General features: G+C 64.9%; 20 protein-coding genes. 12 read left to right on the top strand and 8 right to left on the bottom strand.

Annotated elements, in window-relative coordinates:
* Positions 1-4: 4 nt before the first annotated feature.
* Together JJC00_RS32955 and JJC00_RS32950 are read right to left on the bottom strand one after the other, a co-directional pair.
* Positions 5-1,108, bottom strand: a complete 1,104-nt coding sequence (locus JJC00_RS32955; RefSeq protein WP_200469935.1) for a ring-opening amidohydrolase — start codon at positions 1,106-1,108, stop codon at positions 5-7.
* A 405-nt stretch (positions 1,109-1,513) separates the two neighbouring features.
* A complete protein-coding gene (locus JJC00_RS32950; RefSeq protein WP_200469934.1) occupies positions 1,514-2,785 on the bottom strand; it encodes an IS110 family transposase in 1,272 nt (423 codons plus the stop codon).
* Between the two features lie 460 nt (positions 2,786-3,245).
* Between JJC00_RS32950 and JJC00_RS32945 the strand changes: the two genes are divergently transcribed.
* From JJC00_RS32945 to JJC00_RS32930, 4 genes are all read left to right on the top strand, one after another.
* The gene (locus JJC00_RS32945; protein WP_200469933.1) at positions 3,246-5,582 is read left to right on the top strand and encodes a Tex family protein; all 2,337 of its coding nucleotides are present in this window, start codon (positions 3,246-3,248) and stop codon (positions 5,580-5,582) included.
* 206 nt (positions 5,583-5,788) lie between these two features.
* Positions 5,789-6,304, top strand: coding sequence for a hypothetical protein (locus tag JJC00_RS38450; protein ID WP_246774005.1), 516 nt, complete (start codon positions 5,789-5,791; stop codon positions 6,302-6,304).
* Between the two features lie 97 nt (positions 6,305-6,401).
* On the top strand, positions 6,402-7,094 hold the full coding sequence (locus JJC00_RS32935; RefSeq protein WP_200469931.1) for a response regulator transcription factor: 693 nt from the start codon (positions 6,402-6,404) through the stop codon (positions 7,092-7,094).
* The gene (locus JJC00_RS32930; RefSeq protein WP_200469930.1) at positions 7,081-8,151 is read left to right on the top strand and encodes a sensor histidine kinase; all 1,071 of its coding nucleotides are present in this window, start codon (positions 7,081-7,083) and stop codon (positions 8,149-8,151) included. Before JJC00_RS32935 ends, JJC00_RS32930 begins: the two co-directional genes overlap by 14 nt.
* Here JJC00_RS32930 and JJC00_RS32925 read toward each other — a convergent pair.
* The 3 genes from JJC00_RS32925 to JJC00_RS32915 form a co-directional block, all read right to left on the bottom strand.
* Positions 8,146-8,517, bottom strand: a complete 372-nt coding sequence (locus tag JJC00_RS32925) for a response regulator transcription factor (RefSeq protein WP_200469929.1) — start codon at positions 8,515-8,517, stop codon at positions 8,146-8,148. The two genes, JJC00_RS32930 and JJC00_RS32925, sit on opposite strands and share 6 nt — an antisense overlap.
* On the bottom strand, positions 8,514-9,380 hold the full coding sequence (locus JJC00_RS32920) for a S1C family serine protease (RefSeq protein WP_200469928.1): 867 nt from the start codon (positions 9,378-9,380) through the stop codon (positions 8,514-8,516). Before JJC00_RS32920 ends, JJC00_RS32925 begins: the two co-directional genes overlap by 4 nt.
* Positions 9,381-9,541: 161 nt before the next feature.
* Positions 9,542-10,294, bottom strand: a complete 753-nt coding sequence (locus JJC00_RS32915) for a transporter (RefSeq protein ID WP_200469927.1) — start codon at positions 10,292-10,294, stop codon at positions 9,542-9,544.
* Between the two features lie 193 nt (positions 10,295-10,487).
* On the opposite strand from JJC00_RS32915, the gene JJC00_RS32910 reads away from it, so the two are divergent.
* From JJC00_RS32910 to JJC00_RS32890, 5 genes are all read left to right on the top strand, one after another.
* The gene (locus JJC00_RS32910) at positions 10,488-11,363 is read left to right on the top strand and encodes a dihydrodipicolinate synthase family protein (RefSeq protein ID WP_200469926.1); all 876 of its coding nucleotides are present in this window, start codon (positions 10,488-10,490) and stop codon (positions 11,361-11,363) included.
* A 199-nt stretch (positions 11,364-11,562) separates the two neighbouring features.
* Positions 11,563-13,887 carry a xanthine dehydrogenase family protein molybdopterin-binding subunit gene (locus JJC00_RS32905; protein WP_200469925.1) on the top strand — a complete coding sequence of 775 codons (2,325 nt, stop codon included), beginning with the start codon at positions 11,563-11,565 and terminating at the stop codon, positions 13,885-13,887.
* A 214-nt stretch (positions 13,888-14,101) separates the two neighbouring features.
* Positions 14,102-14,710 carry a LemA family protein gene (locus tag JJC00_RS32900; protein ID WP_200469924.1) on the top strand — a complete coding sequence of 203 codons (609 nt, stop codon included), beginning with the start codon at positions 14,102-14,104 and terminating at the stop codon, positions 14,708-14,710.
* Positions 14,711-14,914: 204 nt separating this feature from the next.
* Positions 14,915-15,808 (top strand): TPM domain-containing protein, encoded by an 894-nt coding sequence (locus JJC00_RS32895; RefSeq protein ID WP_200474311.1) that lies wholly within the window; start codon positions 14,915-14,917, stop codon positions 15,806-15,808.
* A 2-nt stretch (positions 15,809-15,810) separates the two neighbouring features.
* Positions 15,811-16,308 carry a TPM domain-containing protein gene (locus JJC00_RS32890; RefSeq protein ID WP_200469923.1) on the top strand — a complete coding sequence of 166 codons (498 nt, stop codon included), beginning with the start codon at positions 15,811-15,813 and terminating at the stop codon, positions 16,306-16,308.
* 175 nt (positions 16,309-16,483) lie between these two features.
* Here JJC00_RS32890 and JJC00_RS32885 read toward each other — a convergent pair whose 3' ends face one another.
* Both JJC00_RS32885 and JJC00_RS32880 read right to left on the bottom strand, forming a co-directional pair.
* On the bottom strand, positions 16,484-17,296 hold the full coding sequence (locus tag JJC00_RS32885) for an MBL fold metallo-hydrolase (RefSeq protein WP_200469922.1): 813 nt from the start codon (positions 17,294-17,296) through the stop codon (positions 16,484-16,486).
* A complete protein-coding gene (locus JJC00_RS32880; RefSeq protein ID WP_200469921.1) occupies positions 17,293-17,664 on the bottom strand; it encodes a cyclic nucleotide-binding domain-containing protein in 372 nt (123 codons plus the stop codon). The genes JJC00_RS32885 and JJC00_RS32880 overlap by 4 nt, the downstream gene beginning before the upstream one ends.
* Positions 17,665-17,945: 281 nt before the next feature.
* On the opposite strand from JJC00_RS32880, the gene JJC00_RS32875 reads away from it, so the two are divergent.
* From JJC00_RS32875 to JJC00_RS32865, 3 genes are all read left to right on the top strand, one after another.
* Positions 17,946-18,959 carry a hypothetical protein gene (locus JJC00_RS32875; RefSeq protein ID WP_200474310.1) on the top strand — a complete coding sequence of 338 codons (1,014 nt, stop codon included), beginning with the start codon at positions 17,946-17,948 and terminating at the stop codon, positions 18,957-18,959.
* Between the two features lie 92 nt (positions 18,960-19,051).
* Entirely contained in the window at positions 19,052-20,629 is a 1,578-nt protein-coding gene (locus tag JJC00_RS32870; RefSeq protein WP_200469920.1) for a hypothetical protein, read from the top strand.
* 23 nt (positions 20,630-20,652) lie between these two features.
* A complete protein-coding gene (locus JJC00_RS32865; protein WP_200469919.1) occupies positions 20,653-20,817 on the top strand; it encodes a hypothetical protein in 165 nt (54 codons plus the stop codon).
* A 275-nt stretch (positions 20,818-21,092) separates the two neighbouring features.
* Here JJC00_RS32865 and JJC00_RS32860 read toward each other — a convergent pair whose 3' ends face one another.
* On the bottom strand, positions 21,093-22,298 hold the full coding sequence (locus tag JJC00_RS32860) for a CaiB/BaiF CoA transferase family protein (protein ID WP_200469918.1): 1,206 nt from the start codon (positions 22,296-22,298) through the stop codon (positions 21,093-21,095).
* Between the last annotated feature and the right edge of the window lie 16 nt (positions 22,299-22,314).

The following is a 22,314-nucleotide window of genomic DNA, read 5'->3' as shown; positions in this document are numbered from 1 at the left end:
GGCTTTAGAGCAGCCGTGCGATCACCGCAACCGGTCCGCCGCCGGCCGGCCCCTGATGCTCGGCGCCGCCCGAGACGTAGACCGCGCTGGTGCCGGCGAGGCCGGCGATCAGGCCGCCGACCGCCGCGCGGGCGTGGCGTGTCGAGCTGATGTCGGTGTCTTCCAGCATGGTGTGGCGGAAGCCGCGCACGGTGCCATCAGGCGAGGCCTCGGCTTTGGCGAAGATGTTGACGAGCTCGCGGCCTGCTTTTGCCTGTGTGCCAAGTCCGACGCCGCTCAGCGCCGACGCCACGGCCGGCGCGTCGATCGCGTCGCTCATCACGGCATGCCCGATCTCGAACTCGCTCGCTGAGCCTTCCGAGTTGCCGAGCACGATGACGACGTTGTGCATCAGGTCGATCCCGGACGAGGTTGAAGCGACCTTCGAGAACAGATCGTAGCGCCGCAGCACGTCGTCATCGCGGACGTCGGATGCGATCTCACCGAGCGCAACCGCAACGCCGAGCGCGGAGGCGCCGCGCGAATAGGCCATCGAGCTGTAGGCGCTGATCGTCGCCGTCTTGTTGCCGCGCGCGGCGGCCGCCGCGACGCGCTCGCTGGTGAGCAGCGGGCACTTGATCTGGACGAAATGGACATCAGTGGGATCAGTGATGCCGGCATCCGCCATCGCGGCCTTCACCGCCCTGGCGGTCTCGCTGATCTGTGCCGAGCGGCCGAGCTCTTCAGGCAGGAAATCGCGCGTCTGCGCCATGCCGATGCTGAGGCGCTTGCCGGTGATGCCTATGGGCGACATCTCGACGTCCTTGCGTGTGAACACCGTGATATGCGGGCTGAGCACGCCCTCGGTGCCGCCGGACATCACGAAAGCGATGCGCCGCTCGACCTCGTGCGGCGTCAGGCCGAGCTTTGGCGCCAGCGCCGTGCACAGCGCCGCGACCGCATATTCCCGGGTGAAATCATTGACGCCGCCATTGCCCTCGGTCTTGCCGAGGACCGCCAGAATGGAGGCCGGATCGATCGCGCCTGTAACGATCAGGCTCATGAGGCCGGCTACGTCGCCGGGGCCCGTGGTGGCGACCTTGAAGACGCCGACCGATGTTGTCCGCATGGATAGTCCTCGTGGGGAATTCGGTGGTCCGGCAAGTCAAACAGCCGTGGAAGCGGGGTGGATGTCAAGGTGCCGCGGCAATCTCCATCGTCGTCCTGAAAGCCAGGACCCCATTACCGCATGGTGGCGTTTGGCGAAGACTCGTCGTTCGGTACTGATATCGACCTCAATCGATAGATCACGCGGTATGGGTCCTGGCTTTCGCCAGGACGACACTGGTGGTGTGGCGCGCACTGTCTCGGATAAGGGCGTTGGGTTACCATGACATCGCTCCTTGCTCCGTCATTGCGAGGAGCCTTGCGACGAAGCAATCCAGAATCGCTCCGCGGCGACGGTCTGGATTGCATCGCTGCGCTAAGAAGTAACTAGGCTGGATCAGGCGGCCTAAGAAGTAACTAGGCTGGATCAGGCGGCCTCCGGAAGTGGCTGGAGCTGAGCGGCATAACCAAGCTTGGCTAGCTGGGCGACGAGACGTCTGGCCTTTGCGGCGGTTGAGCGATGATCGAAATGCGCGGCGCCTAAGTCGTGGTGCTCGGTTCCGTCCTTCAACATATGATAGATGGCGGTGAGCAGGGAGGCTGCCACGGCGCAGATGGCTTTCTGTGGTCCACGGCGGCGGCTCAGGCGGTTGAAGCGGGCATTGTAGAAGCTGTCCTTCTTTCGCTTGGCGGCCCAGGCACACTGCACGAGCATGGTCTTCAGCCATGGCGCTCCTTTGCGCAGCCGCGTGCGTTTGCGCTTGCCGGCGCTCTCATTCTGTCCCGGACACAACCCAGCCCAGGCGACGAGATGGCCTGCGCTCGGGAAGCGGCTCATGTCGCGGCCAATCTCGGCCAGGATCGATGTGCCAGCCAAGGTGCTGACACCTGGGATCGTACAAAGGAGCGAGATCAGATCGCGAAAGGAGGCCTGGCCGTCGGCGGCCTCCTTATCCAGCCTGGCAATCGCGGTGTCGACTTGCCGATCGATCTGATCGATGGCCGCACTCAGGGCATCGTATTGCCCGATGTGCAATTGCAGGAGAAAACGATGATGCTCAGTCAGCCGACCATGGAGCGCGTCATAAAGCTGTTTGGGAGAGGCCTTGATCTGCGCATGAGCCAACGCTGCCAGCTTGCTCGGGTCACGCACCCCCGCGATCATCGCCTCGATCATGCGTCGGCCGCTGACACCCATGACCTCGCAGATCACCGAACCGAGCTTGATGTTGGCAGATTCCAGCGTCTTGTCGATTCTCTGCACATGCCGCGTCTGCTCGCGCGTAAGCTGTTTGCGGGTCCGCATCAGCGAGCGCAGCTCCTGCAGCCGTTCCTTGGGTACGAAGCTCGCCTTCAGCAGGCCGCATGCCACGAGATCGGCGATCCACATCGCATCGTTCATGTCGGTCTTGCGGCCAGGCACGTTCTTGATATGCGCGGCGTTGGCCAGGATGAGCTCGAAAGCGCCATCGCTCAGAATGTTCCAGACCGGCTTCCAATACACGCCGGTGGCCTCCATGGCGACATGCGTGCACTTGCTTTCTCTCAGCCACTCGAGCAAGGCCAGCAACCCTGCCGTCGTCGTCTCAAAGGTGCGGCATTCCCGCTCCACCTTCCCTGCCGTCGTTCTCCGCACACAGGCAACGACCGTCGCCTTATGCACATCCAATCCGGCCACTCGTTCGTATAAGACATCCATTGGCGCCTCCAACGCTTGCACTGCCGGCGTGGGGCCTCATCGATAGGAAGTCTAAGAAGCGGGCTCCGGGGCTCTCGCCCCGGGCTCCAGTTGGGGTCATCAAGGCATCCCGGGTCCAAACTCGCAATCGGGCTCTCGGCACCAGACAGCAGCCGACCTCGCTGCCGGCAGCTCCCCATCTTCCGACCTCGACGCCGTTACATCAAGCGCGGGTCGGCCACCGGCCGGTGCTAAACTCGCAATGACGACGTGGAGGGAATATGCGCCGAACCTCACTCTCGTGCCCCCGGATCCGCCGACATCCCCACGATTGTGGCGAGATCGCATCGGTTCGACAAAAAATCCTCTGTCGACGGTTCCGCGCCGCACCTTGATGAATCAACCTTGGTTGGTCCATAAGCGGCGTCCCGCAGCCGGATTTCGGTTTGCGTCGCGTGCTTGGATATAGAGGAAATCTCGCGTGGCAAATATCAACCAGAAAATTGCGCAGGAGCTTGGGGTACGGGCGGAGCAGGTCGAGGCGACGGTGACGTTGCTTGACGGCGGCGCCACGGTTCCCTTCATCGCGCGCTACCGCAAGGAAGCGACCGGTGCGCTCGACGACGCGCAATTGCGCACCCTGGAGGAGCGCCTGGGCTACCTGCGCGAGCTCGAAGACCGCCGCAAGGCGATCCTCGAATCAGTCCGCGAGCAGGGCAAGCTCGATGCCGCCCTGGAGGCCTCCATTCTTGCCGCCGACAGCAAGGCGCGCCTGGAAGACATCTACTTGCCGTTCAAGCCGAAGCGCCGCACCAAGGCCGAGATCGCCAAGGAGGCCGGCCTCGAGCCGCTCGCCAACCAGCTTATCGCTGAGCCCGGCAACGATCCCAAGGTCGTCGCCGAAGGCTTCATCAACGCCGAGAAGGGCGTCGCGGATGCCGTGGCCGCGCTCGATGGCGCCCGCGCCATCCTGGTCGAACGTTTTGACGAAGACGCCGATTTGATCGGCGTGCTCCGCGAGGAGATGTGGACCAACGCGCGCATGGCCTCGAAGGTGCGCGACGGCAAGAAGACCGAGGGCGAAAAATTCGCCGACTATTTTGAATTCTCCGAGCCGCTGACCAAGCTGCCGTCGCACCGCATTCTCGCGATGTTCCGCGGCGAGAAGGAAGAGATCCTCGATCTCCAGATCCAGGCCGAGGCCGAAGTGCCGCCAGCGGGCGTACCCGGCGCCTATGAACTGAAGATCATGAAGCGGTTCGGCATCGCCGACCTGAAGCGCGCCGGCGACCGCTGGTTGATCGACACCGTGCGCTGGGCCTGGCGCACCAAGATCCAGGTGCATCTCAATATCGACCTGAGGATGCGATTGTGGAATGCGGCCGAGACCGAGGCCGTGCGCGTGTTCGCCTCGAACCTGCGCGACCTCCTGCTGGCCGCGCCCGCCGGCACCCGCGCCACCATGGGGCTCGATCCCGGCTACCGCACCGGCGTCAAGGTCGCCGTCACTGACGCGACCGGCAAGGTGGTCGATACCGCCGTGGTCTATCCGCACGAGCCGCAGCGGCAGTGGAACGAGTCGCTTGCGATCCTCGGCAAGCTTGCGATAAAGCACCGCGTCGAGCTGATCGCGATCGGCAACGGCACCGCCTCGCGCGAAACGGACAAGCTCGCGGGCGATCTGGTCAAGGGCCTGGCCGAGTTGAAGATGTCGAAGATCGTGGTGTCGGAGGCCGGCGCGTCGGTCTATTCGGCCTCGGCTTTCGCCTCGGAGGAATTGCCTGATCTCGACGTCACCCTGCGCGGCGCGGTCTCGATCGCCCGTCGTCTGCAGGATCCGCTAGCCGAACTCGTCAAGATCGAGCCCAAGGCGATCGGCGTCGGCCAGTATCAGCACGATCTCGGCCAGGCCAAGCTCGCCAAATCGCTCGACGCGGTGGTCGAAGACTGCGTGAACGCGGTCGGCGTCGACGTCAACACCGCTTCGGCACCGTTGCTCGCCCGCGTGTCGGGCGTCGGATCTGGTCTGGCGCAGAGTATCGTGGCGCACCGTGACGCCAACGGCCCGTTCAAGTCGCGCAAGGCGCTCAAGGAAGTGCCGCGGCTCGGCCCGAAGGCGTTCGAGCAGTGCGCCGGCTTCCTGCGCATCCTCGGCGGCGAGGATCCGCTCGATGCCTCCGGCGTGCATCCGGAAGCCTATCCGGTGGTGCGCCGGATTCTCGCAGCGACCAAGAGCGACATCAAGGCGCTGATCGGCAGCAGCGAGGTCGTGCGCACGCTGAAGCCGAAGGATTTCGTCGACGAGACCTTCGGTCTGCCGACCGTCACCGACATTCTGCGCGAGCTGGAAAAGCCCGGCCGCGACCCGCGTCCGGCGTTCAAGGCGGCTGTGTTCAAGGAAGGCGTCGAGGAGATCAAGCATCTCCAGAAGGGCATGATCCTCGAGGGCACCGTGACCAACGTCGCCGCCTTCGGCGCCTTCGTCGACATCGGCGTGCACCAGGACGGTCTCGTGCACATCTCGGCGATGTCGAAGACCTTCATCAAGGATCCGCGCGAGGTGGTGAAGCCCGGCGACATCGTCAAGGTCAAGGTGCTGGACTTCGAGGTCGCCCGCAAGCGCATCTCATTGACGCTGCGCCTCGATGACGAGGTCGGCGCCAAGAAGGACGCGCCCGGCATGCAACGCGATAACACGCGCAACACCAACCGCATGACGTCATCGGCCCCGCGCAAGCAGGAATCTTCCAGCGGCGGCGGCGCACTCGCGGAGGCGATGCGCCGTGCAGCCGAAAAGAACGGCGGCAAGCGGGCGTAAGAGGCGAGTAAGGCAAGGTCTATCCACGTCGGCACTGCGAGCGCAGCGAAGCAAGGGCTCCTCGGAATGACGGTGAGAGAGCTGCGCGGCCTTTCTAACTCCAGCGTCAGAATCTGGCGCATTTGTAAGTTGAAGGAGAGGGCGCCTTCTTCTCATCTGATCCTCCCCGCGCGGCACATGTTGCCGCGCTGCATGGAGGATTTCCGATGAACAACAGGCGTCTCACTCGCCTTGCCGCGGCGACCGTCGTCGCGGTACTGGCACTCGCATCGCCCGTTCTCGCCCGAGGTGGTGGCGGAGGCGGTTTCGGCGGCGGCGGGCATTTCGGTGGTGGCGGCGGGATGCACGGCGGCGGCTTTGGCGGTGGTGGCCACTTCGGTGGCGGCGGCATGCACGCGGGCGGCTTCGGCGGTATGCATGTCGGTGGCATGGGCGGCGGTGCGCACTTCGCCCATGTCGGTGGACCACGCTTTGGTGGAGCTGCCTTCGGCGGTGCGCGCTTCGCGCATGCGGCGATCGGGCCGCGCTTCGCAGGGCCCGGCTTCCACGGTCGGCCGTTCATCGGCCGTCACGCCTTCTTCTTCCGCCACCATCATTTCCGGCGTTTCGCCGTCTTCGGCGCGCCTTACTATGCCAACTATTACGACGATGGCTGCTGGCGCAGGAGCTTAACGCCTTATGGGTGGCAATGGGTCAATGTGTGCGGGGAGAACTGGTACTAGCATCGCTGGCCCGCACCATTGTCGCGATCGCCACCGGGTGGTTCCGCTCAGCCCCGGAACGGGATAGTCTGGTGGCGATCGTCGCGCGGAGTTTGTCATGACCGGAGGCCACCGTCGTATCCTGGTCGTCGAGGACGATCCGGAAACCGCAGGCCAGCTCGTCGAGGAGCTGACGACGTCCGGTTACGACGTCGACCTCGCCGCCACGGGGCGTGAAGCCCTCAGCCACGGCGTCGCCCGTGACTATGCCGTGATCACCATCGACCGCATGCTGCCCGATATCGACGGCATCACCGTGATGCGGCAGATGCGTGACGATGGCGTTGCCTCGCCCTTCCTGATCATCTCCGCGCTCGGTGAGGTCGACGACCGCGTGCGCGGCCTGCGCGCCGGCGGCGACGATTACCTCGTCAAACCGTTCTCCTTCGTCGAGCTGCTCGCGCGCCTCGAGGCGCTCGGCCGCCGCAGCGAGACCATCGCCAAGGAAACCATTCTGCGCGTCGGCGATCTCGCCGTCGACCTGATCGCGCGCAACGCCAGCAGGCGCGGCCGCAAGATCCCACTGCTGCCGCGCGAATTCCAGCTGCTCGAATATCTCGTCCGCAACGAGGGCCGCGTGGTGTCGCGCGCGATGTTGCTCCAGCATGTCTGGGACCTGCACTTCGATCCCTCCACCAACATCATCGACGTCTATGTCGGGCGCGTCCGCCGCAAGGTCGACGATGCCCAGGCCTATCCATTGATCCACACCATCCGCGGCATCGGATATTGCCTCCGTGCTCCTGGCTAACACGCTTCGTTCCTCGACCTTCCGCCTGGCGCTGATCGCGATCGCGATCTTCGGCCTGATCGTCGCGGCGATCATGGCTTACGTCTATTTCGGCACGCTCGCCTATGTGCGGAGCCGGGTCGGCGATGTCGGCGACCACAGCGGATTCACTGCGATGCTCGAGCTCGCGATGATCGCGGTCGCCGTGTTGCTCTTGGTACTGGCCGGCCTCGCCGCCGTGCTGGTGACGCGGCGCACGGTCGGGCGAATCGAGGAGATCAATGCCACCAGCCGCGCCATCATGCTGTCCGGCCTCGACCGGCGCATTCCCTTGCGCGGCAGCCACGACGAATGGGACCGCGTCGCAGAAAACCTCAACCAGATGCTCGATCGCATCGAGACGCTGATGGGCGAGGTCAAGCAGGTCAGCGACAATGTCGCCCACGATCTGCGCACGCCGCTGACGCGCATGCGGGGCCGGCTGGAGAAGGCCTATCATGCTCCGCGCAACAGCGAAGCCGATGCCGGCCTGATCGGCGACACCATCGCGGATCTCGACGCCGTGCTCGGCATGTTCGCCTCGATCACGCGGATCTCGGAGATCGAGACCCGCGCCCGCAGGAGCGCGTTTCGCGCGCTCAACCTTGCCGAGATCGCCGGCGAGGTCGTCGAGCTCTACGACGCTGCCGCCGAACAGGTTGCGACGCGCCTGAGCCTCAGCGGTGATCGCGAGGTCGCAATCACCGGCGATCGTGACCTGCTGTTCGATGCCATCGCCAATCTCGTCGACAACGCGATCAAGCATGGCCGCCCGGGCGGACAGGTGACCGTGACCTGCCGCAATGCCGGCAACGGCGCGATGATCGCCATCGCCGACGATGGCCCCGGCATTACCGCCGGCCAGCACGATCACGTGTTCAAACGCTTCTACCGGCTCGAGCAGAGCCGCTACACGCCGGGCAACGGCCTGGGCCTGAGCCTGGTCGCGGCGGTGTCTCGCCTCCACGGCGCCGAGATCGCGCTGCATGACAATTCGCCGGGGCTGACAGTCCAGCTCAGCTTCCCGCTGGCGCTATAACTCGATCACGCCACGGCGCGCCGCATGCGCCACCGCATCGGTGCGCCCGGTGGCATCCAACTTGTCGAGCAGCGAGCCGACGTGGAATTTCACGGTATGCACGGAGATGTTGAGCTGCCGCGCGATCATCTTGTTGGAGGCGCCTTCCGCCATCAGCGCCAGCACGTCGAGCTCGCGCTGCGTCAGCGCGATGTCCACGGGCATGACGCGCGGATCGCGCGCAATGACTGTCGCCGTGGCGGTCTCGCCGGGGGCGGCAAGGCGAAGCCCCGCGACGCTGCCGAGCAGCGTCGCGAGGCGGTCCGCCAGCGCGGGATCGTCGATCTCCAGGGACAGCACGATCTCGGGTGCGTTGTCCTCGCTCACGCCTCCGGCCTTTCGCCAATCGTGACCTTGAAGCTCGCCGGCTCGCCGCCGCGGCGGATCGCGACGTCGATCACCTGGCCGACGCTCGCGGGTCCCAGTGTTCGCAATAGCGCGCGCACGCCGGAAAGTTTTTGGTCGTTGACTGCTACGATCACGTCGCCCTGGCGGATGCCCGCCGTGGCCGCCGGACCGGCCTTGTCGACATTCATCACCATCGCGCCGATGCCGTCGTCGAGGCGCAGCGGCTGCAGCCCGAGCCCGAGATACCCGCGCGCGATGCGGCCGCGCGTCTCAAGCTGGGCCGCGACGCGCTCTATCGTTGCCGTCGGAATCACCAGCACACGCCGCGGTCCGAGCACGGCCATGCCGAAGGCCGCGCCAGAGGCATCGAGGGCAAGGCCGCCCTCCTGGCTCGGACGCAGGCGAACGTCGAGCTCGATCCGCGCATCGATCTCGCCGCCGCGCAAGGAGCGCCAGCTCTTGCCGGAGACCGACACTATCCCCAGCGCCGCACTCTGTGCATCGCGATTGGTGGCGACCACGACCGACAGCGTGCCGAGGGCAGGGACCGTCGTGGCCAGCTTGACCGGGGCGATGGTGGTCTCGGCGCGCAGCAGCGCGATATCGGTGGTGTGGTCGCGGCCGACGATCGTCGCAGCGGTCGTGCTGCCGTCGGCAAGGACGATCTGGACGTCGCCCTCGTCGGCCAGCGCCTCGTCGGCGGTCACGATCAGGCCGGGCTTCCAGACGAAGCCGGTCGAGCGGGAGCGGTGCGAATGCACCGAGACGAGGGACGGCGCGATGCGCGCCACGACATCCGCGAGTGCGGACGACAGCGAGGTGAGAGGAGTGAAGTCGGTCATGGAAGGCTCCTGTAAGCTGTTCACAATCTGGGATGTTTCCGGCAATTGCGAAACTGCCCGGGTGGCCAGTCCTCCCAAGGCCACGGCCGACGAACATGTGATTGGGAGTCACTCACGGGAACGTGTACGTCCGCGCCCCGCGCTAAAACGGTTCATTCCCGTCAATGCCGGAGCGCCGGTCTCGCCGCCGTGCCGAGGACGTTGTCCCAGCGGTAGGAATAGCCGAAGCCGATGATGTAGTCCGGCGAATTCCGGTTGAGGCCGAAGGCCAGGTGAAAATCGACCTGCTCGGTCCGGTTCAAGAGATAGCCGCCGCCGACATTGAGCAGCGCCGTGCTCGCGCCGCGCGAGGGATAGTCGCCGACATATTCGGCGAACAGCGCGAGCTTCTCGCTGACCTTCCGTTCGATCACGAAGGTCGCCTCGCTGGTCTGGCGGTTGGCAAGATCCGATGGGCGGAAGAAGCTCGTGAACATGCCGCTGATGCCCCAGCCGCCGCCGAGCTCGTAGGACCAGGGAAACTGCAGATACGGCTGAAAGCCTGCGCCGGTGATCGCCGGCGCGCCGGTCGGCAGGCCGACGCCGAACACCACCGAGAGGTTCGCGGGCTCAGGCAGCCCACTGACCTGCCATTTCACGCCGGGGCTGACGTTGGTGAAACCGGTGTCGACCGTGCCGGTCAGCCTCCCGACATAGCTCGGCACGTCGACCAGCACTTCGAGGCAGGGTGCGACGCCGAAGCGGAGACGGCTGTTGCTGCTGTCGAAGCTCTTGCCGGCGCCCTGGCCGGATGTGTTGACGCCGTTCTCGATCTGGATGCTGCCCGCAGGCGCGACCAGGCTGGAATTGGTCACATCAGGACGATCGGTGGCGATCTCCGATTGCGGCGATGGGCATTCACCGGCCTCGGCCATGCCAGGGCATAGCGCGGCGGCGAGGAGGCTGGCGCAACGCAACGAAGCCCGCCAACGTTGCAGGACAATTTCCAAAACCACGAATATGCTCGTCGAAGGCAGGTGGCTTGCTGGCAATAGGGGCCCGTGATAGCACGCGCTGGATCGCACGCTTGCCGAACAAGACTCGAGCTTCCCGGACTTTATTCCCGACATGACCGATCTTCGCGGCGTCTTTCCCTATCTCGTCTCGCCCGTCGATGCCGACGGCACGGTGCGGACGGACGTGCTCGCAAAGCTCTGCGACGATTTGATCGGCGCCGGCGTGCACGGGCTGACGCCGCTCGGCTCGACCGGCGAGTTCGCCTATCTCAACGCCGCGCAGCGCATGGCGATCGTGCAGACCACGATCGAGGCCGCGAAGGGTCGCGTGACTGTAGTAGCGGGCGTCGCGTCGACCTCGACGGCAGACTCGGTGGCGCAGGCGAAGGCCTATCAAAAGCTCGGTGCCAATGGCATTCTGGCGATCCTTGAGGCGTATTTCCCGCTCACTGAGGCCCAGGTCGAATCCTATTTCCGCAGCATCGCGGACGCAGTGGACATTCCCGTCGTCATCTACACCAATCCGCAATTCCAGCGCTCGGACCTGACCCTCGATGTCATCGCGCGCCTCGCCGAGCATCCGCGCATCGGCTATATCAAGGATGCCTCGACCAACACCGGGCGGCTGCTCTCGATCATGAACCGCTGCGGCGATCGCTTGCGCGTGTTCTCGGCCTCCGCCCACATCCCGGCCGCGGTGATGCTGATCGGTGGCCTCGGCTGGATGGCGGGACCGGCCTGCATCATCCCGCGCCAGAGCGTCGCGCTCTACGACCTCTGCAAGGCCGGTCGCTGGGACGAGGCCATGGTGCTCCAGCGCAGGCTGTGGCGGATCAACGAGGCCTTCGCCCGCTTCAATCTCGCAGCCTGCATCAAGGCCGGGCTCGCGATCCAGGGCTACGACGTCGGCGATCCCGTCCCGCCGCAGGCCGCACTGTCGGCCGATGCGCGCAAGGTCGTGGAAGCGGCGCTCAGGGAGCTGACGTGATCGTCATTCCGGGGCGCCCGAAGGGCGAACCCGGAATCTCGAGATTCCGAGTTCGATGCTGCGCATCGCCCCGGAATGACGATCCTTCGATTGGCATGACAAATCCGTGGTCCGGCCGCCCAAAACCGCGGCTAGTACGCATCCGATCGATCCGCTAAAAGGCAGCCCGAATTTCAAGAGACCCCGAGGACCCAGCGGAATGAACATTCTTCCCGGCAATTTGCGTTTCGGAGCGGGCCAGCCCGTCAAGCGTTTGGAAGACCAGCGGCTGCTTACCGGGAAGGGGCAATTCATCGACGACAAGCCGGAGGAGGGCGCGCTGTGGTTGCACGTGCTGCGCTCGCCCCATGCGCACGCGAAGATCGTCTCGATCGACACCAGCGCGGCGGCATCGATGCCCGGCGTCACCGCGATCTATACCGGCGCCGATCTGATCAAGGACGACGTCGGCACCATCCCGACCCTGAGCATCTTCAAGCGCCCCGACGGCAAGCCGATGACGGTGCCGCCGCGGCGGCTGCTCGCCCATGAGGTCGTGCGTTACACCGGCGAGGCGGTAGCTTCGGTGGTCGCCTCGTCACGCGCTGAGGCCCAGAGCGCAGCCGAGGCGATCGTGGTCGAGTATGACGTGCAGCCCGCGGTGGTCGATCCCGTCGAAGCCGTAAAACCCGGCGCGCCCGTGGTATGGCCGGGCGCCCCCGATAACATCGTCGGTGCAATGAGCTATGGCGATGCGGCCAAGGTGGACGAGGCTTTCGCCAAGGCCGCGCATACCGTCGAGCTCGATCTCGTTAGCCAGCGCCTTGTGCCCTCTGCGATGGAGCCGCGCTCGACCATTGCTGAGATCGACAAGAAGACCGGCCGTCTCCTCCTGCACGTGCAGTCGCAGACGCCGGCCTCGACCCGTGATGTGCTGGCGGAAGCCGTGCTCAAGCGTCCCAAGGACAGCGTGCGCGTGCTGGTCGGCGACATCGGCGGCGGCTTTGGCCAGAAGACCAACCTCTATCCGGAAGACGGCATCGTCGCTTACGTCGCGACCAAGCTGAACAGGAAGATCCGCTGGCGCGGCGACCGCACCGACGAATTCGTCGGCGGCACCCACGGCCGCGATCTCACCTCGACAGCGTCCTTCGCGCTGGACGAGAACGGCAAGGTGCTGGCCTATCGCGTCACCTCGATCGGCTGCACCGGCGCCTATTCCTCGGGGGCGGCCAATATCATTCCGCTGGTGCTCGGGCCGTTCGTGCAGACCGGTGTCTACGACCTGCCGCTGGTGCATTTCGAAGTGAAGTCGGTGATGACCCACACCGCACCGGTCGGCGCCTATCGCGGTGCTGGCCGTCCCGAGGCCGTCTTCATCGTCGAGCGCCTCTTTGACGCCGCCGCGCGAAAAATCGGCATGGATCCGCGCGCGATCCGCAAAGCGAACTACATCAAGCCGGCGCAACTGCCCTACACCAACGCCGCCGGTCAGGTGTACGACTCCGGCGCCTTCGCCCACATGCTCGATCGCGCTGTCAAACTCGCCGACTGGGACGGCTTTGCCGCGCGCCAGAAGGCCGCGAAGAAGAAGGGCCTGCTCTACGGCCGCGGCCTGACCTCCTACATCGAATGGACCGGCGGCCGTGCCCATACCGAGAAGGTCAGCCTGCACGCGACCTCGGAAGGACGCGTCATCCTGCACTCCGGCACCATGGCGATGGGGCAGGGGCTGCAGACCACCTACACCCAGATGATCTCCGATACACTCGGCATTGCCATGGACAAGATCGACGTCGTCCAGGGCGACACCGATCTGGCGATGGGGTTTGGCAGCGTCGGCTCGCGCTCGCTGTTCGTCGGCGGCACTGCGGTCGCGGTTTCCTCCAACGATTTGATCCAGAAGGCCCGCGAGAAGGCGGCGAATGTGCTCGAGACCTCGGTCGAGGACATCGAATACCAGGGCGGCATGCTCACAGTGGTCGGCACCGACCGCTGCATCAGCCTGTTCGACATCGCCGAGAAGGAGACCGGCGCAAAGCTCAGCGTCGATTCCGAAGGCGAGGTCGATGGTCCCAGCTGGCCGAATGGCACGCATATTTGCGAGGTCGAGATCGATCCTGAGACCGGCGTGTCCAAGGTCGTGCGCTACACCACCGTCGACGACGTCGGCGTCGCCGTGAACCCGATGCTGGTGACGGGGCAGATCCATGGTGGCGTCGCGCAGGGCATCGGCCAGGCGCTCTATGAAGGCGTGTCGTATGACGCCGATGGCCAGCTGCTGACCGCGAGCTACCAGGATTACTGCATCCCGCGCGCTGACGACGTCCCGCCGATCATGGTGACGCTGGATGATTCCGCGCCCTGCCGCACCAATCCGCTCGGCGCCAAAGGCTGCGGGGAGTCCGGCGCCATCGGCGGTCCTCCTTGCGTCACCAACGGCGTGATGGACGCGCTCGCCGAGCTCGGCATCACCCAGCTCAACACACCCCTGACGCCGCAGAAGATCTGGAAGGCGATCAAGGACGCGAAGGTGGCGGGCTAAGCACTTTCAAGTGCGCCGTCATTGCGAGCGCAGCGAAGCAATCCAGATTCCCTCCGCGGAAAGATACTGGATTGCTTCGTCGCAAGGGCTCCTCGCAATGACCGCTGAGGGAGTTGTGGCCCCGATCGCGCTTCCGCCTTCGCGCCGTCCGGACATCTGGCGTCGTGTATGCGCAATCTGGTAGCTTGCGCCCGATTCCACCGGGAGAAATTTGATGCGCAAGATCCTGACCGTGCTGGCGGCGCTGGCCTCGCTCAGCCTCACCAATTGCGGCTACAACGCGATCCAGAGCGAGGATGAGCAGATCAAGGCGAACTGGTCCGAGGTGGTGAACCAGTATCAGCGCCGCGCCGATCTCGTGCCCAATCTGGTCAACTCGGTGAAGGGCTTTGCGCAGCAGGAAAAGGACGTGCTGCTCGGCGTCACCAATGCCCGCGCCAAGGTCGGCAGCATCCAGGCGACGCCCGAGGTGCTGAATGATCCCGCCGCCTTCCAGAAATTCCAGGCGGCGCAAGGCGAGCTCTCCAGCGCATTGTCGCGGCTCCTCGTGGTCACGGAAAACTATCCGCAGCTCAAGTCGGACGCTCTGTTCAAGGATTTGATGTCGCAGTTGGAGGGCACCGAAAACCGCATCACCGTGGCGCGCAACCGCTATATCAAGGCGGTGCAGGATTATAACGTCACCGTCCGATCGTTCCCGAACAACCTCACCGCAATGATGTTCGGCTACAAGGAGAAGCCGAATTTTTCGGTCGAGAACGAGAAGGAAATCTCGACCGCGCCGAAGGTCGATTTCAATCCAGCGCCCGCGCCGTCGAAGTAAGCGCGCGCCGTTTTGCCAATGGGCTTCACCCCACCCACCGCTGTCATTCCCCGCGACCCGGCTACGCCAAGGCTTCGCCGAGGTTTCGGTCTTGGGCGCGCCGAAGCGTTAGCGCAGGCGGTAAGCGGGGAATCCAGTACGCCGCGGCTTCTCGGCAATCCGCTGGCGTCCCTGGAGTACTGGATCGCCCGGTCAAGCCGGGCGATGACACTGAGTGTGTGGCGCGCAACCATCGTTGCTGCAGTGCTCTTCCTCGCCTTCGTCGTCCCCGCCTCAGCCGACGTCGCAATCCCGCAGCTCACCGGCCGCGTGGTCGACCGGACCGGCACGCTATCGAGTGGTGACATTGCGTCGTTGAGCCGGAAGCTCAGCGACTTCGAAGCAAAGAAGGGCAGCCAGATTGCCGTGCTGATCGTGCCGACGACAGACCCGGAGACGATCGAGCAATTCTCGATCCGTGTCGCGGAGGCCTGGAAGATCGGCCGCAAGAAGGTCGACGACGGCGCGATCCTGGTGGTAGCCAAAAACGACCGGCATCTGCGCATCGAGGTTGGCTACGGTCTCGAAGGCGCGCTCACTGACGTCACCTCGCGGCGGATCATCGACGAGGTCATCACGCCAAAGTTTCGCGAGGGTGACTTCGCCGGCGGCATCTCGGCGGGCGCCGAGCGGATGATGCGGGTTATCGATGGCGAGCCGTTGCCGGTTCCTTCACGCAGCGTGAATTTTGCCAATCTGGACGGGATCGGGCCGCTCGCCCCGGTCGTCCTGTTTGCCTCGCTCGTCGTCGGCGGCTTCCTGCGCGCGCTGCTGGGGCGATTGCTGGGCTCGGTCGCGACCGGCAGCGTGATCGGCCTCCTGGCGTTGCTCATCATCGGATCCGGTGCGTTAGCCTTGCTCGCCGGGATCATCGGTTTTGTCCTGTCCTTCATCGCCGATCTGTTTCCGGCATCCACGGGGTCGTCGCGCGGCGGGTCGTGGTCGAGCGGTTCCTCGTCGGGAGGCAGCTGGAGCAGCGGATCATCGTCCAGTGACAGCGGCAGCTTCAGCGGGGGCGGCGGCAGCTTTGGTGGCGGCGGCGCCTCGGGGAGCTGGTAGTCATGAGCATTGGGCGTATCACCCGGCATCTGCTCCAGCACCATTGGCGCGCCAGGCAGGCGTTTCCGCAAAGCGTGCTCGACCGTATCGAGCAGGCGATCAGGCAAAGCGAAACGACGCATTCGGGCCAGGTCCGCTTCGTCGTCGAAGGCGCGCTCGATGGTCGTCCGCTGTTTCGCAATCAGCATGCCCGCGAGCGCGCGCTCGATGTGTTTTCGCATTTGCGGATCTGGGACACCGCGCACAACAATGGCGTGCTGATCTACCTGCTGCTCGCCGACCGCGACGTCGAGATCATCGCAGATCGCGGCATCGATGCGAAGGTCGGCGCTGCCGGCTGGGAGAACATCTGCCGCGCGATGGAGGCCGAGTTCAGCGCCGGCCAGTTCGAGCGCGGCGTGATCGACGGCATCGCGGCGGTGTCGCGAGAGCTCGCCAAGCATTTCCCGCCAGGCAGTGCGCATCCGAACGAGTTGCCGGACAGGCCGGTGGTGATGTGAGGAATTGCTGACACTCTCTCACCGTCACCCTGAGGCGGCCGCCTCTTCGGCGGCCCTCGAAGGGCGACGGCCCGGCTGCGGCAGCGCGGCCGCCCATCCTTCGAGGCTCCCGGCGCGGCGCGACGCACCGCGCCACTCGCACCTCAGGATGACGGATTGAAGTAAGTGCGCGTCTTCAATCATCCAGCTTGTTCAGATCCCGCACCGACTGCATGATCGGCTCGAAGTTCGACCTTGCGTCCAGCGCGTCGAACAATTGCGCGGTGTCTTCCAGCAGGCCGTGCGACCGCGCAATCGCAATGCGCACGTCGTCTTGCGGCGTGTCCGACAGCCGTCCGTGCCCGGACAGCAGGATCTTGGTGTTCAGCCCCTTGATGCGCTCCAGGGACTGGATGTAGTCGGAGATGCTGCCGGAGCCGAATACGCCGCCCATTACGCCGCCGGGCATCAGCGTATCTGCGGCAAACAACAGGCCCTTGTCCTGGTCGAACAGCGTGATGCAGGCCGAGGTGTGGCCCGGCGTGTACATCACGTTGAGGCGGAAATTGCCGAGGTCGATCAGATTGCCTTCCTCGAGCCAGATGTCGACATTGATCGGCACGTTCGGCTCGTTGAACATCTTGCGCAGCATGGAAAAGTCATCGCGCAGCATGATCTTGTTGGCGGCAAGCCGATGGGCGGCAACGTAGGTGCGGCGCTCGTTGAAGTGCCAGGACGCGCCGATATGGTCGAGATGCTCGTGGCTCAGCACCACCATGTCGATCTTCTCGGGCGGGCAGTCGACGAAATTCAGGCATTCGACCATGGCCGGATAGTTCGAGGACAGGCCGACATCGATCAGGATGGTGCGCGCGGAGCCGCGCACCAGATAGGCATTCGCCGCGCGGTTGGAGAAGCGGATCTGGTAGACGTCATCGGCCGCCTGGATCAGCGAACAGGTGTCGTTCTTCATCAGGGTCGGGAATGCCGTCGGCTTACGCTCGCTCATGATTGCGCCGCCCGGTAGGTGACCGCGTTGGAAGCACGCAGGCGTTTCGACAGCGCGTCCATCACCATCAGCGCGAACGCCGGTTGCTGGCTGACGAGATAGACGAAGCGGGCGTGGTTGATCCGCATCACGCGCGTATTCGGCGCCGACGCGATCGCCGTCGCCGAGCGGGCTGAGCCGTCGATCACGGCCATCTCGCCGAAGAACTCGCCCTTGCCGAGCTTGATGATGCTGGTCTTGCGCGCGCCGTCGACCTTGGCGATCTCGACCTCGCCCTCGAGCACGACGAACAGCTCGCGCCCGGTCGAGCCCTCCTCGAAGATGACGTCATCGATGGCAAACGCGTTGATGCATTTCTCGATCGTCATGGCACCCCCAAACGCCTTCTGGCTGACGGGACGGCCCATGTTAGCCGGGGAACAATAACGGGCAAACAACCCCTTCGGCTAAGGCGCGCGGCCTACCGCAGGGCAGCATCCGCTGACAATTTGTTGCCCGGCGCCACGCCGGTTCCACTTTCCCGACCCAATTCGGCCTCGGACGAGTTCCTAAAATTTCGGTAAGCGGGTCCCGAGGTAAGGAATTCGCAAGCAATGAAAGTTACCAAAAAGTCAACCAAGACTGGAGTATTTGAGCCGTGAGCGAAGCAATGCCCGAACTGGCCGGCCAAGAGACTGGCGACCGGAGTGATGCCGCCGACGCCGCCGCAACCGCGCCGCAGGCCGTCGAGGCTGCCGCCGGCATCGAGGCCCCCTCGATCGCCCCCGACCATGAGACGCCGCCCAAAGCGGACGCTCCGAAGGTCGAGCCGCCAAGGATGGAGGCTTTAGGGATCGAGGCTTCAAGGATCGAGGTCCCCAAGATCAACGCAGCACCTCAGGCCGAGACCAAGCCCGAGCCCAAACCCGGTAAGCTGATCGTCATGGCGCCCTCGGAACGGTCCTGGGACCGCGAAGAGTTTGCCCCGCATGTGAAGACGGACGAGGTGCGTGACACCGGCAGCAAGCGCCGCCTGTCGGCGATGGCCGCGGTGGTGGCGATCGCGGCCTGCGTCGGCGCCATCAGCGGCGCGCTCGCGACCGCCGGCATGATGCATTTCGCCAACCCGGCGCCGGCGCAGGTCGCCGATACCAGTGCGCTGGATGCGTCCGTCTCCCGGATCGACGCCGACATCGTCGCGCTCAAGGCCAATGTCGAGCACGCCTCGAAGACCGGCGTCAGCCAGTTCAACCGGGCCAACGACCGTCTCGACAAGCTCGAGAAGGCGCAGGCCGAACCGATGGCCAAGCTCGCCAAGCTGTCCGAGACCGTCGACAAGCTCCGTGCCACACCGCCGGCAGCCCCCACGCAGGCCGTCGCCGCGGTGCCCGCGAAGGAGACCACCGGCTCGATCGCGCCGGCTCCGACCCAGGTTGCGACCGCTGCTGCTGCGCCGGCTCCCGCACCCGCCGCGCCCAAGACCGAGGTCGGCCGTCTGCCGACGATCGAAGGCTGGAGGCTGCGTGACGTCGCCAATGGCGGCGCGCTGATCGAGGGCCGCGGAGGTCTGTACGAGGTCTATGCCGGCGATCCCATCCCCGGAATCGGCCGCGTCGATGCGATCCGTCGCCAGGACGGCCGCTGGGTGGTCGTCACCGGCAAGGGCCTGATCGTCGCGCGCTAAGCGTCCGATCCGACTTTTCAAAGAGGCGCTTCACCACCACGTGAAGCGCCCTTTTACTTGAATAGGCTGCCATGCGCGGTGTTAGTGGAGGCATGAGGCGCGCGCTGCGAATTCTCCTGGCTGCCCAAATCCTTCTGGCTGCCATTCTGCTGTTTGGCAGCGTCATGTCGCTCTCGGCAGCGGAGAACGCGCCGCTCGCACGCGGCACCGCGATCACCGATCCCGATCTCCTCCGCAAGCTCGACCAGAGCGATGCTCTGTCGATTTCCCGCCTGCTGCAGCCGGAGCGGAACGCGAATGTTCCGCTGACCAGCGATCTGCTGTTCGCTTCGCTGCCGCAGCTGAAGGCGATTCCGCCGGCGATCGATGCGGAGTTCGATCGCTACATCGCGCAGCACAAGGCGGTCGCGCCAAGCGAGACCATCGGCGGCGGCAAAGGTTTCGACGTCCAGCTGTTCGATCGCGCCAATCTGAAATCCGCCGAGACGCGCTTCGTGCTGGCCGGCATCGTCAACCGCATGGATCGCGCCTATGTCTCGGAAGAGTCCTGCGGCGAGATCCGGCTGATCTATCGCCTTGCGCGGTTCGAGACCAGACCGGACGGCAGCAACGTCGCGACGCGCCTGCCGATGACGTTCAATCTCGTGATGAAAGCTCGCGATGCACAGACGGATGGCAGTGGTAAGCCTGTCACCTGCGCCGAGGTGGCGCGGCGCTGGCTTGATAATGGTGATTGGCAGGGGCTGATCGGCAGCCGCTCGGCCCCTTACGATGCGATGATCGATCGCATCGAGACCAACATCCAGATCTCGATCGCAGCGAAATCGGCGCTGCACGATTTCCGCTCCGACTATCTGCTCAAGGTGTTCAAATACGACGCCGCCACCAGCACGTTCGAGGAATCGACGCTGGAGAACCAGATCGATCGCGACCGCATCCTCGCCGATGACGCGCTCCGGCGCGACTTCAAGGCCTGGCTGCTGACGCCTGCGAATCTTCGCGAGTTCGATCGCGGCACCGTGCTGATCCCGGAGCAGTATCTCGCCAAGGCTGCGGTGGCGCCGACACCTGCGGGCCTCGACGCCTCATCGTTGCAGCCGGAGTTCGGCTTGATGCAAGGGGAAGGCGAAGGCGAGGGCAAAGGCGAGGGCAAGAGCGATCCCGTCTTTACCGACGACGACGTCGTCGGCGCGCTGAAGCAGGCCGCGGCACGCGGCATCACCATGGAGAACATCCGCTCGGTCGCGGGCTTCCAGCGCCGCCTCAACGATGTCACCTGCTCGGGCTGTCACCAGACCCGCGGCATCGGCGGCTTTCATTTCCCCGGCGTGGACTGGCTGACGGCCGGGGCATCGAACTCCACCATCGTGCCGGCCTCGCCGCATTTTGTCGGCGACCAGCTCCGCCGCCGCGACATCCTGACCGCCTTCGCCACCGGCAAGCACCCTGATTTCTCACGCGGATTTGCCAGCCGGCCGCAGACGCGCGGAAGCCGGGAGCTCGCCGGCACCGAATATCAGGACGGCTGGGGCGCCCATTGTTCCCTACAAAACGAGGGATCGGGAACGCCGGACAAGAGTTTTACATCATGGACCTGTGCTAAAGGTCTCACCTGTCAGGCCGCCGCGGCCTCGCGCCGCATTGGCATGTGCTTCATCAAGACGCGTTAGCAAAATAGCGATTTGGACGATCCATGACGGACACTAGCGACGCCGACAAGGAGCGCAATCGCGAGATCGCTCGCAATGAGGAAGCCAAGCAGGTCACCGGCAGCATCCGCGTCAGCACCTGGGCTGTCGCGGTGGTCGTCATCATCGGCGGGATCCTGTTCACGCTTGGCTGGCTGGCGCTGAAGTAATCGGCACCCTCACTTCGCGTAGTTGGTCATCCGTTTTCCCGGAAGCAGCTCATACGCCGGCTTCCAACCGGGCAGGGCGGCCATGCGGCCGAGGCGCGGCTGCACACTCATCGTCGTCCCGGCGAAGGCCGGGACCCATAACCACCGAACGTCGTTTTGCGAAGACTCGGAGTGACCAGCTTCGTGCGACGACTCCCTCTCTGGGATATGGGTCCCGGCCCCCCGTGCGCAATTGCGCACTAGGCCGGGACGACGGAGGAATATGCGGCCCGCCTCTAACCAACCGCCCCCTTCGACCGCAGCTGCTTGATCGCAGCTTCATCGTATCCCGCGGCACGCAAAATCTCGTCACTGTGCTCGCCGACGCCGGGCGGCTTGCGCGGTTGCACCTTCTTGGTGCCGTCGATCCAGATCGGGCTGGAGATGGTGAGCATGGTGTCGTTCTCGAACGGAACCAGCACCTCGTTGTCGAGCATCTGCTTGTCGTTCGGGATGTCGTCGAGAATGCCGACGATGCCGAACACCAGTCCGTTGCCGTCGAGGATCTTGCGCCATTCGACGAGATCCCTGGTGGCGAAGGTCTCGTCAAAGATCTTGATCAGCTCGATCGAGCGGGCGTGACGGTCGGGCTTGGTGGCGAAGCGCGGATCGGTGATCAGGTCTTCGCGGCCGAGGCACTTCGCCAATGTCGGAAACTGCTTTTCCTCGCTGAGCAGTGACAGGATCAGCCAGCGGCCATCCTTGCACTGATAGTGATTGGCGACCGCGTTGAGCGCGCGCTCGCGCGGGCGCCGCTCGCCGAACTTGGCGCCGCAGAGCTTTGCCTGCGCCAGCACGCTCGCAGCCCACACGCCGTTGGCCATCAGATTGGAGGCGACATGCGAGCCCTTGCCGGTCTTCTCGCGCTGATACAGTGCGGTGACGATCGCGCTGTACAGCGCCATGGCGGAGGGATGGTCACCCATCCCGGCGACCGAGCGTGCCGGGGTCGTGTCGATGTCGGCGCGGACGAGATCCATCAGGCCGGAGCGCGCCCAATAGGCGTTGCTGTCGAAGCCGGGCTTGTTGGCTTCCTCGCCCTTCTCGCCATAGCCGGTGAAAGAGGCGTAGATCAGCCGGTCGTTGAGATGGGCGAGATGGTCAAAGGTGATGCCGAGCTTGGTCCGCACCGGCGGCGGCATGTTGGTGATGAAGACGTCGGCCTCTTCGACCAGTCTGTAGAGCACGGCCTGCGCCTCGGCCTTGGAGAGGTCGAGCGCGAGGCTCTTCTTGTTGCGGGCCTCGAGCAGCCAGGCGAAATTGTGCTCGCCAGTGGGATAGCCGGGCAGGTTGGGCAGATTGCGGTAGGGGTCGCCGGCGCCGGGCGGCTCGATCTTGATGACATCGGCGCCGAAATCGGACAGCACGGTGGCAGCCGCGGGCGCCGCGATGAAGCTCGCGCAGTCCAGAACCTTAAGCCCTGCAAAAATGCCTTTTTCCATCGCGGCGTTGCTCCCT

Source organism: Bradyrhizobium diazoefficiens (assembly GCF_016616885.1).
Lineage (GTDB): Bacteria > Pseudomonadota > Alphaproteobacteria > Rhizobiales > Xanthobacteraceae > Bradyrhizobium > Bradyrhizobium diazoefficiens_F.
This window is presented reverse-complemented; position numbering and strand designations above follow the sequence as displayed.

Excerpts from the sequence above, each read along its gene's own strand:
- JJC00_RS32955 (WP_200469935.1), bottom strand. The coding sequence starts at position 1,108 with ATGCGGACAACATCGGTCGGCGTCTTCAAGGTCGCCACCACGGGCCCC.
- JJC00_RS32950 (WP_200469934.1), bottom strand. The coding sequence starts at position 2,785 with ATGGATGTCTTATACGAACGAGTGGCCGGATTGGATGTGCATAAGGCG.
- JJC00_RS38450 (WP_246774005.1), top strand. The coding sequence starts at position 5,789 with ATGAACAACAGGCGTCTCACTCGCCTTGCCGCGGCGACCGTCGTCGCG.
- JJC00_RS32935 (WP_200469931.1), top strand. The coding sequence starts at position 6,402 with ATGACCGGAGGCCACCGTCGTATCCTGGTCGTCGAGGACGATCCGGAA.
- JJC00_RS32920 (WP_200469928.1), bottom strand. The coding sequence starts at position 9,380 with ATGACCGACTTCACTCCTCTCACCTCGCTGTCGTCCGCACTCGCGGAT.
- JJC00_RS32915 (WP_200469927.1), bottom strand. The coding sequence starts at position 10,294 with ATGGCCGAGGCCGGTGAATGCCCATCGCCGCAATCGGAGATCGCCACC.
- JJC00_RS32910 (WP_200469926.1), top strand. The coding sequence starts at position 10,488 with ATGACCGATCTTCGCGGCGTCTTTCCCTATCTCGTCTCGCCCGTCGAT.
- JJC00_RS32905 (WP_200469925.1), top strand. The coding sequence starts at position 11,563 with ATGAACATTCTTCCCGGCAATTTGCGTTTCGGAGCGGGCCAGCCCGTC.
- JJC00_RS32900 (WP_200469924.1), top strand. The coding sequence starts at position 14,102 with ATGCGCAAGATCCTGACCGTGCTGGCGGCGCTGGCCTCGCTCAGCCTC.
- JJC00_RS32895 (WP_200474311.1), top strand. The coding sequence starts at position 14,915 with ATGACACTGAGTGTGTGGCGCGCAACCATCGTTGCTGCAGTGCTCTTC.
- JJC00_RS32890 (WP_200469923.1), top strand. The coding sequence starts at position 15,811 with ATGAGCATTGGGCGTATCACCCGGCATCTGCTCCAGCACCATTGGCGC.
- JJC00_RS32885 (WP_200469922.1), bottom strand. The coding sequence starts at position 17,296 with ATGAGCGAGCGTAAGCCGACGGCATTCCCGACCCTGATGAAGAACGAC.
- JJC00_RS32880 (WP_200469921.1), bottom strand. The coding sequence starts at position 17,664 with ATGACGATCGAGAAATGCATCAACGCGTTTGCCATCGATGACGTCATC.
- JJC00_RS32875 (WP_200474310.1), top strand. The coding sequence starts at position 17,946 with ATGCCCGAACTGGCCGGCCAAGAGACTGGCGACCGGAGTGATGCCGCC.
- JJC00_RS32870 (WP_200469920.1), top strand. The coding sequence starts at position 19,052 with ATGAGGCGCGCGCTGCGAATTCTCCTGGCTGCCCAAATCCTTCTGGCT.
- JJC00_RS32865 (WP_200469919.1), top strand. The coding sequence starts at position 20,653 with ATGACGGACACTAGCGACGCCGACAAGGAGCGCAATCGCGAGATCGCT.
- JJC00_RS32860 (WP_200469918.1), bottom strand. The coding sequence starts at position 22,298 with ATGGAAAAAGGCATTTTTGCAGGGCTTAAGGTTCTGGACTGCGCGAGC.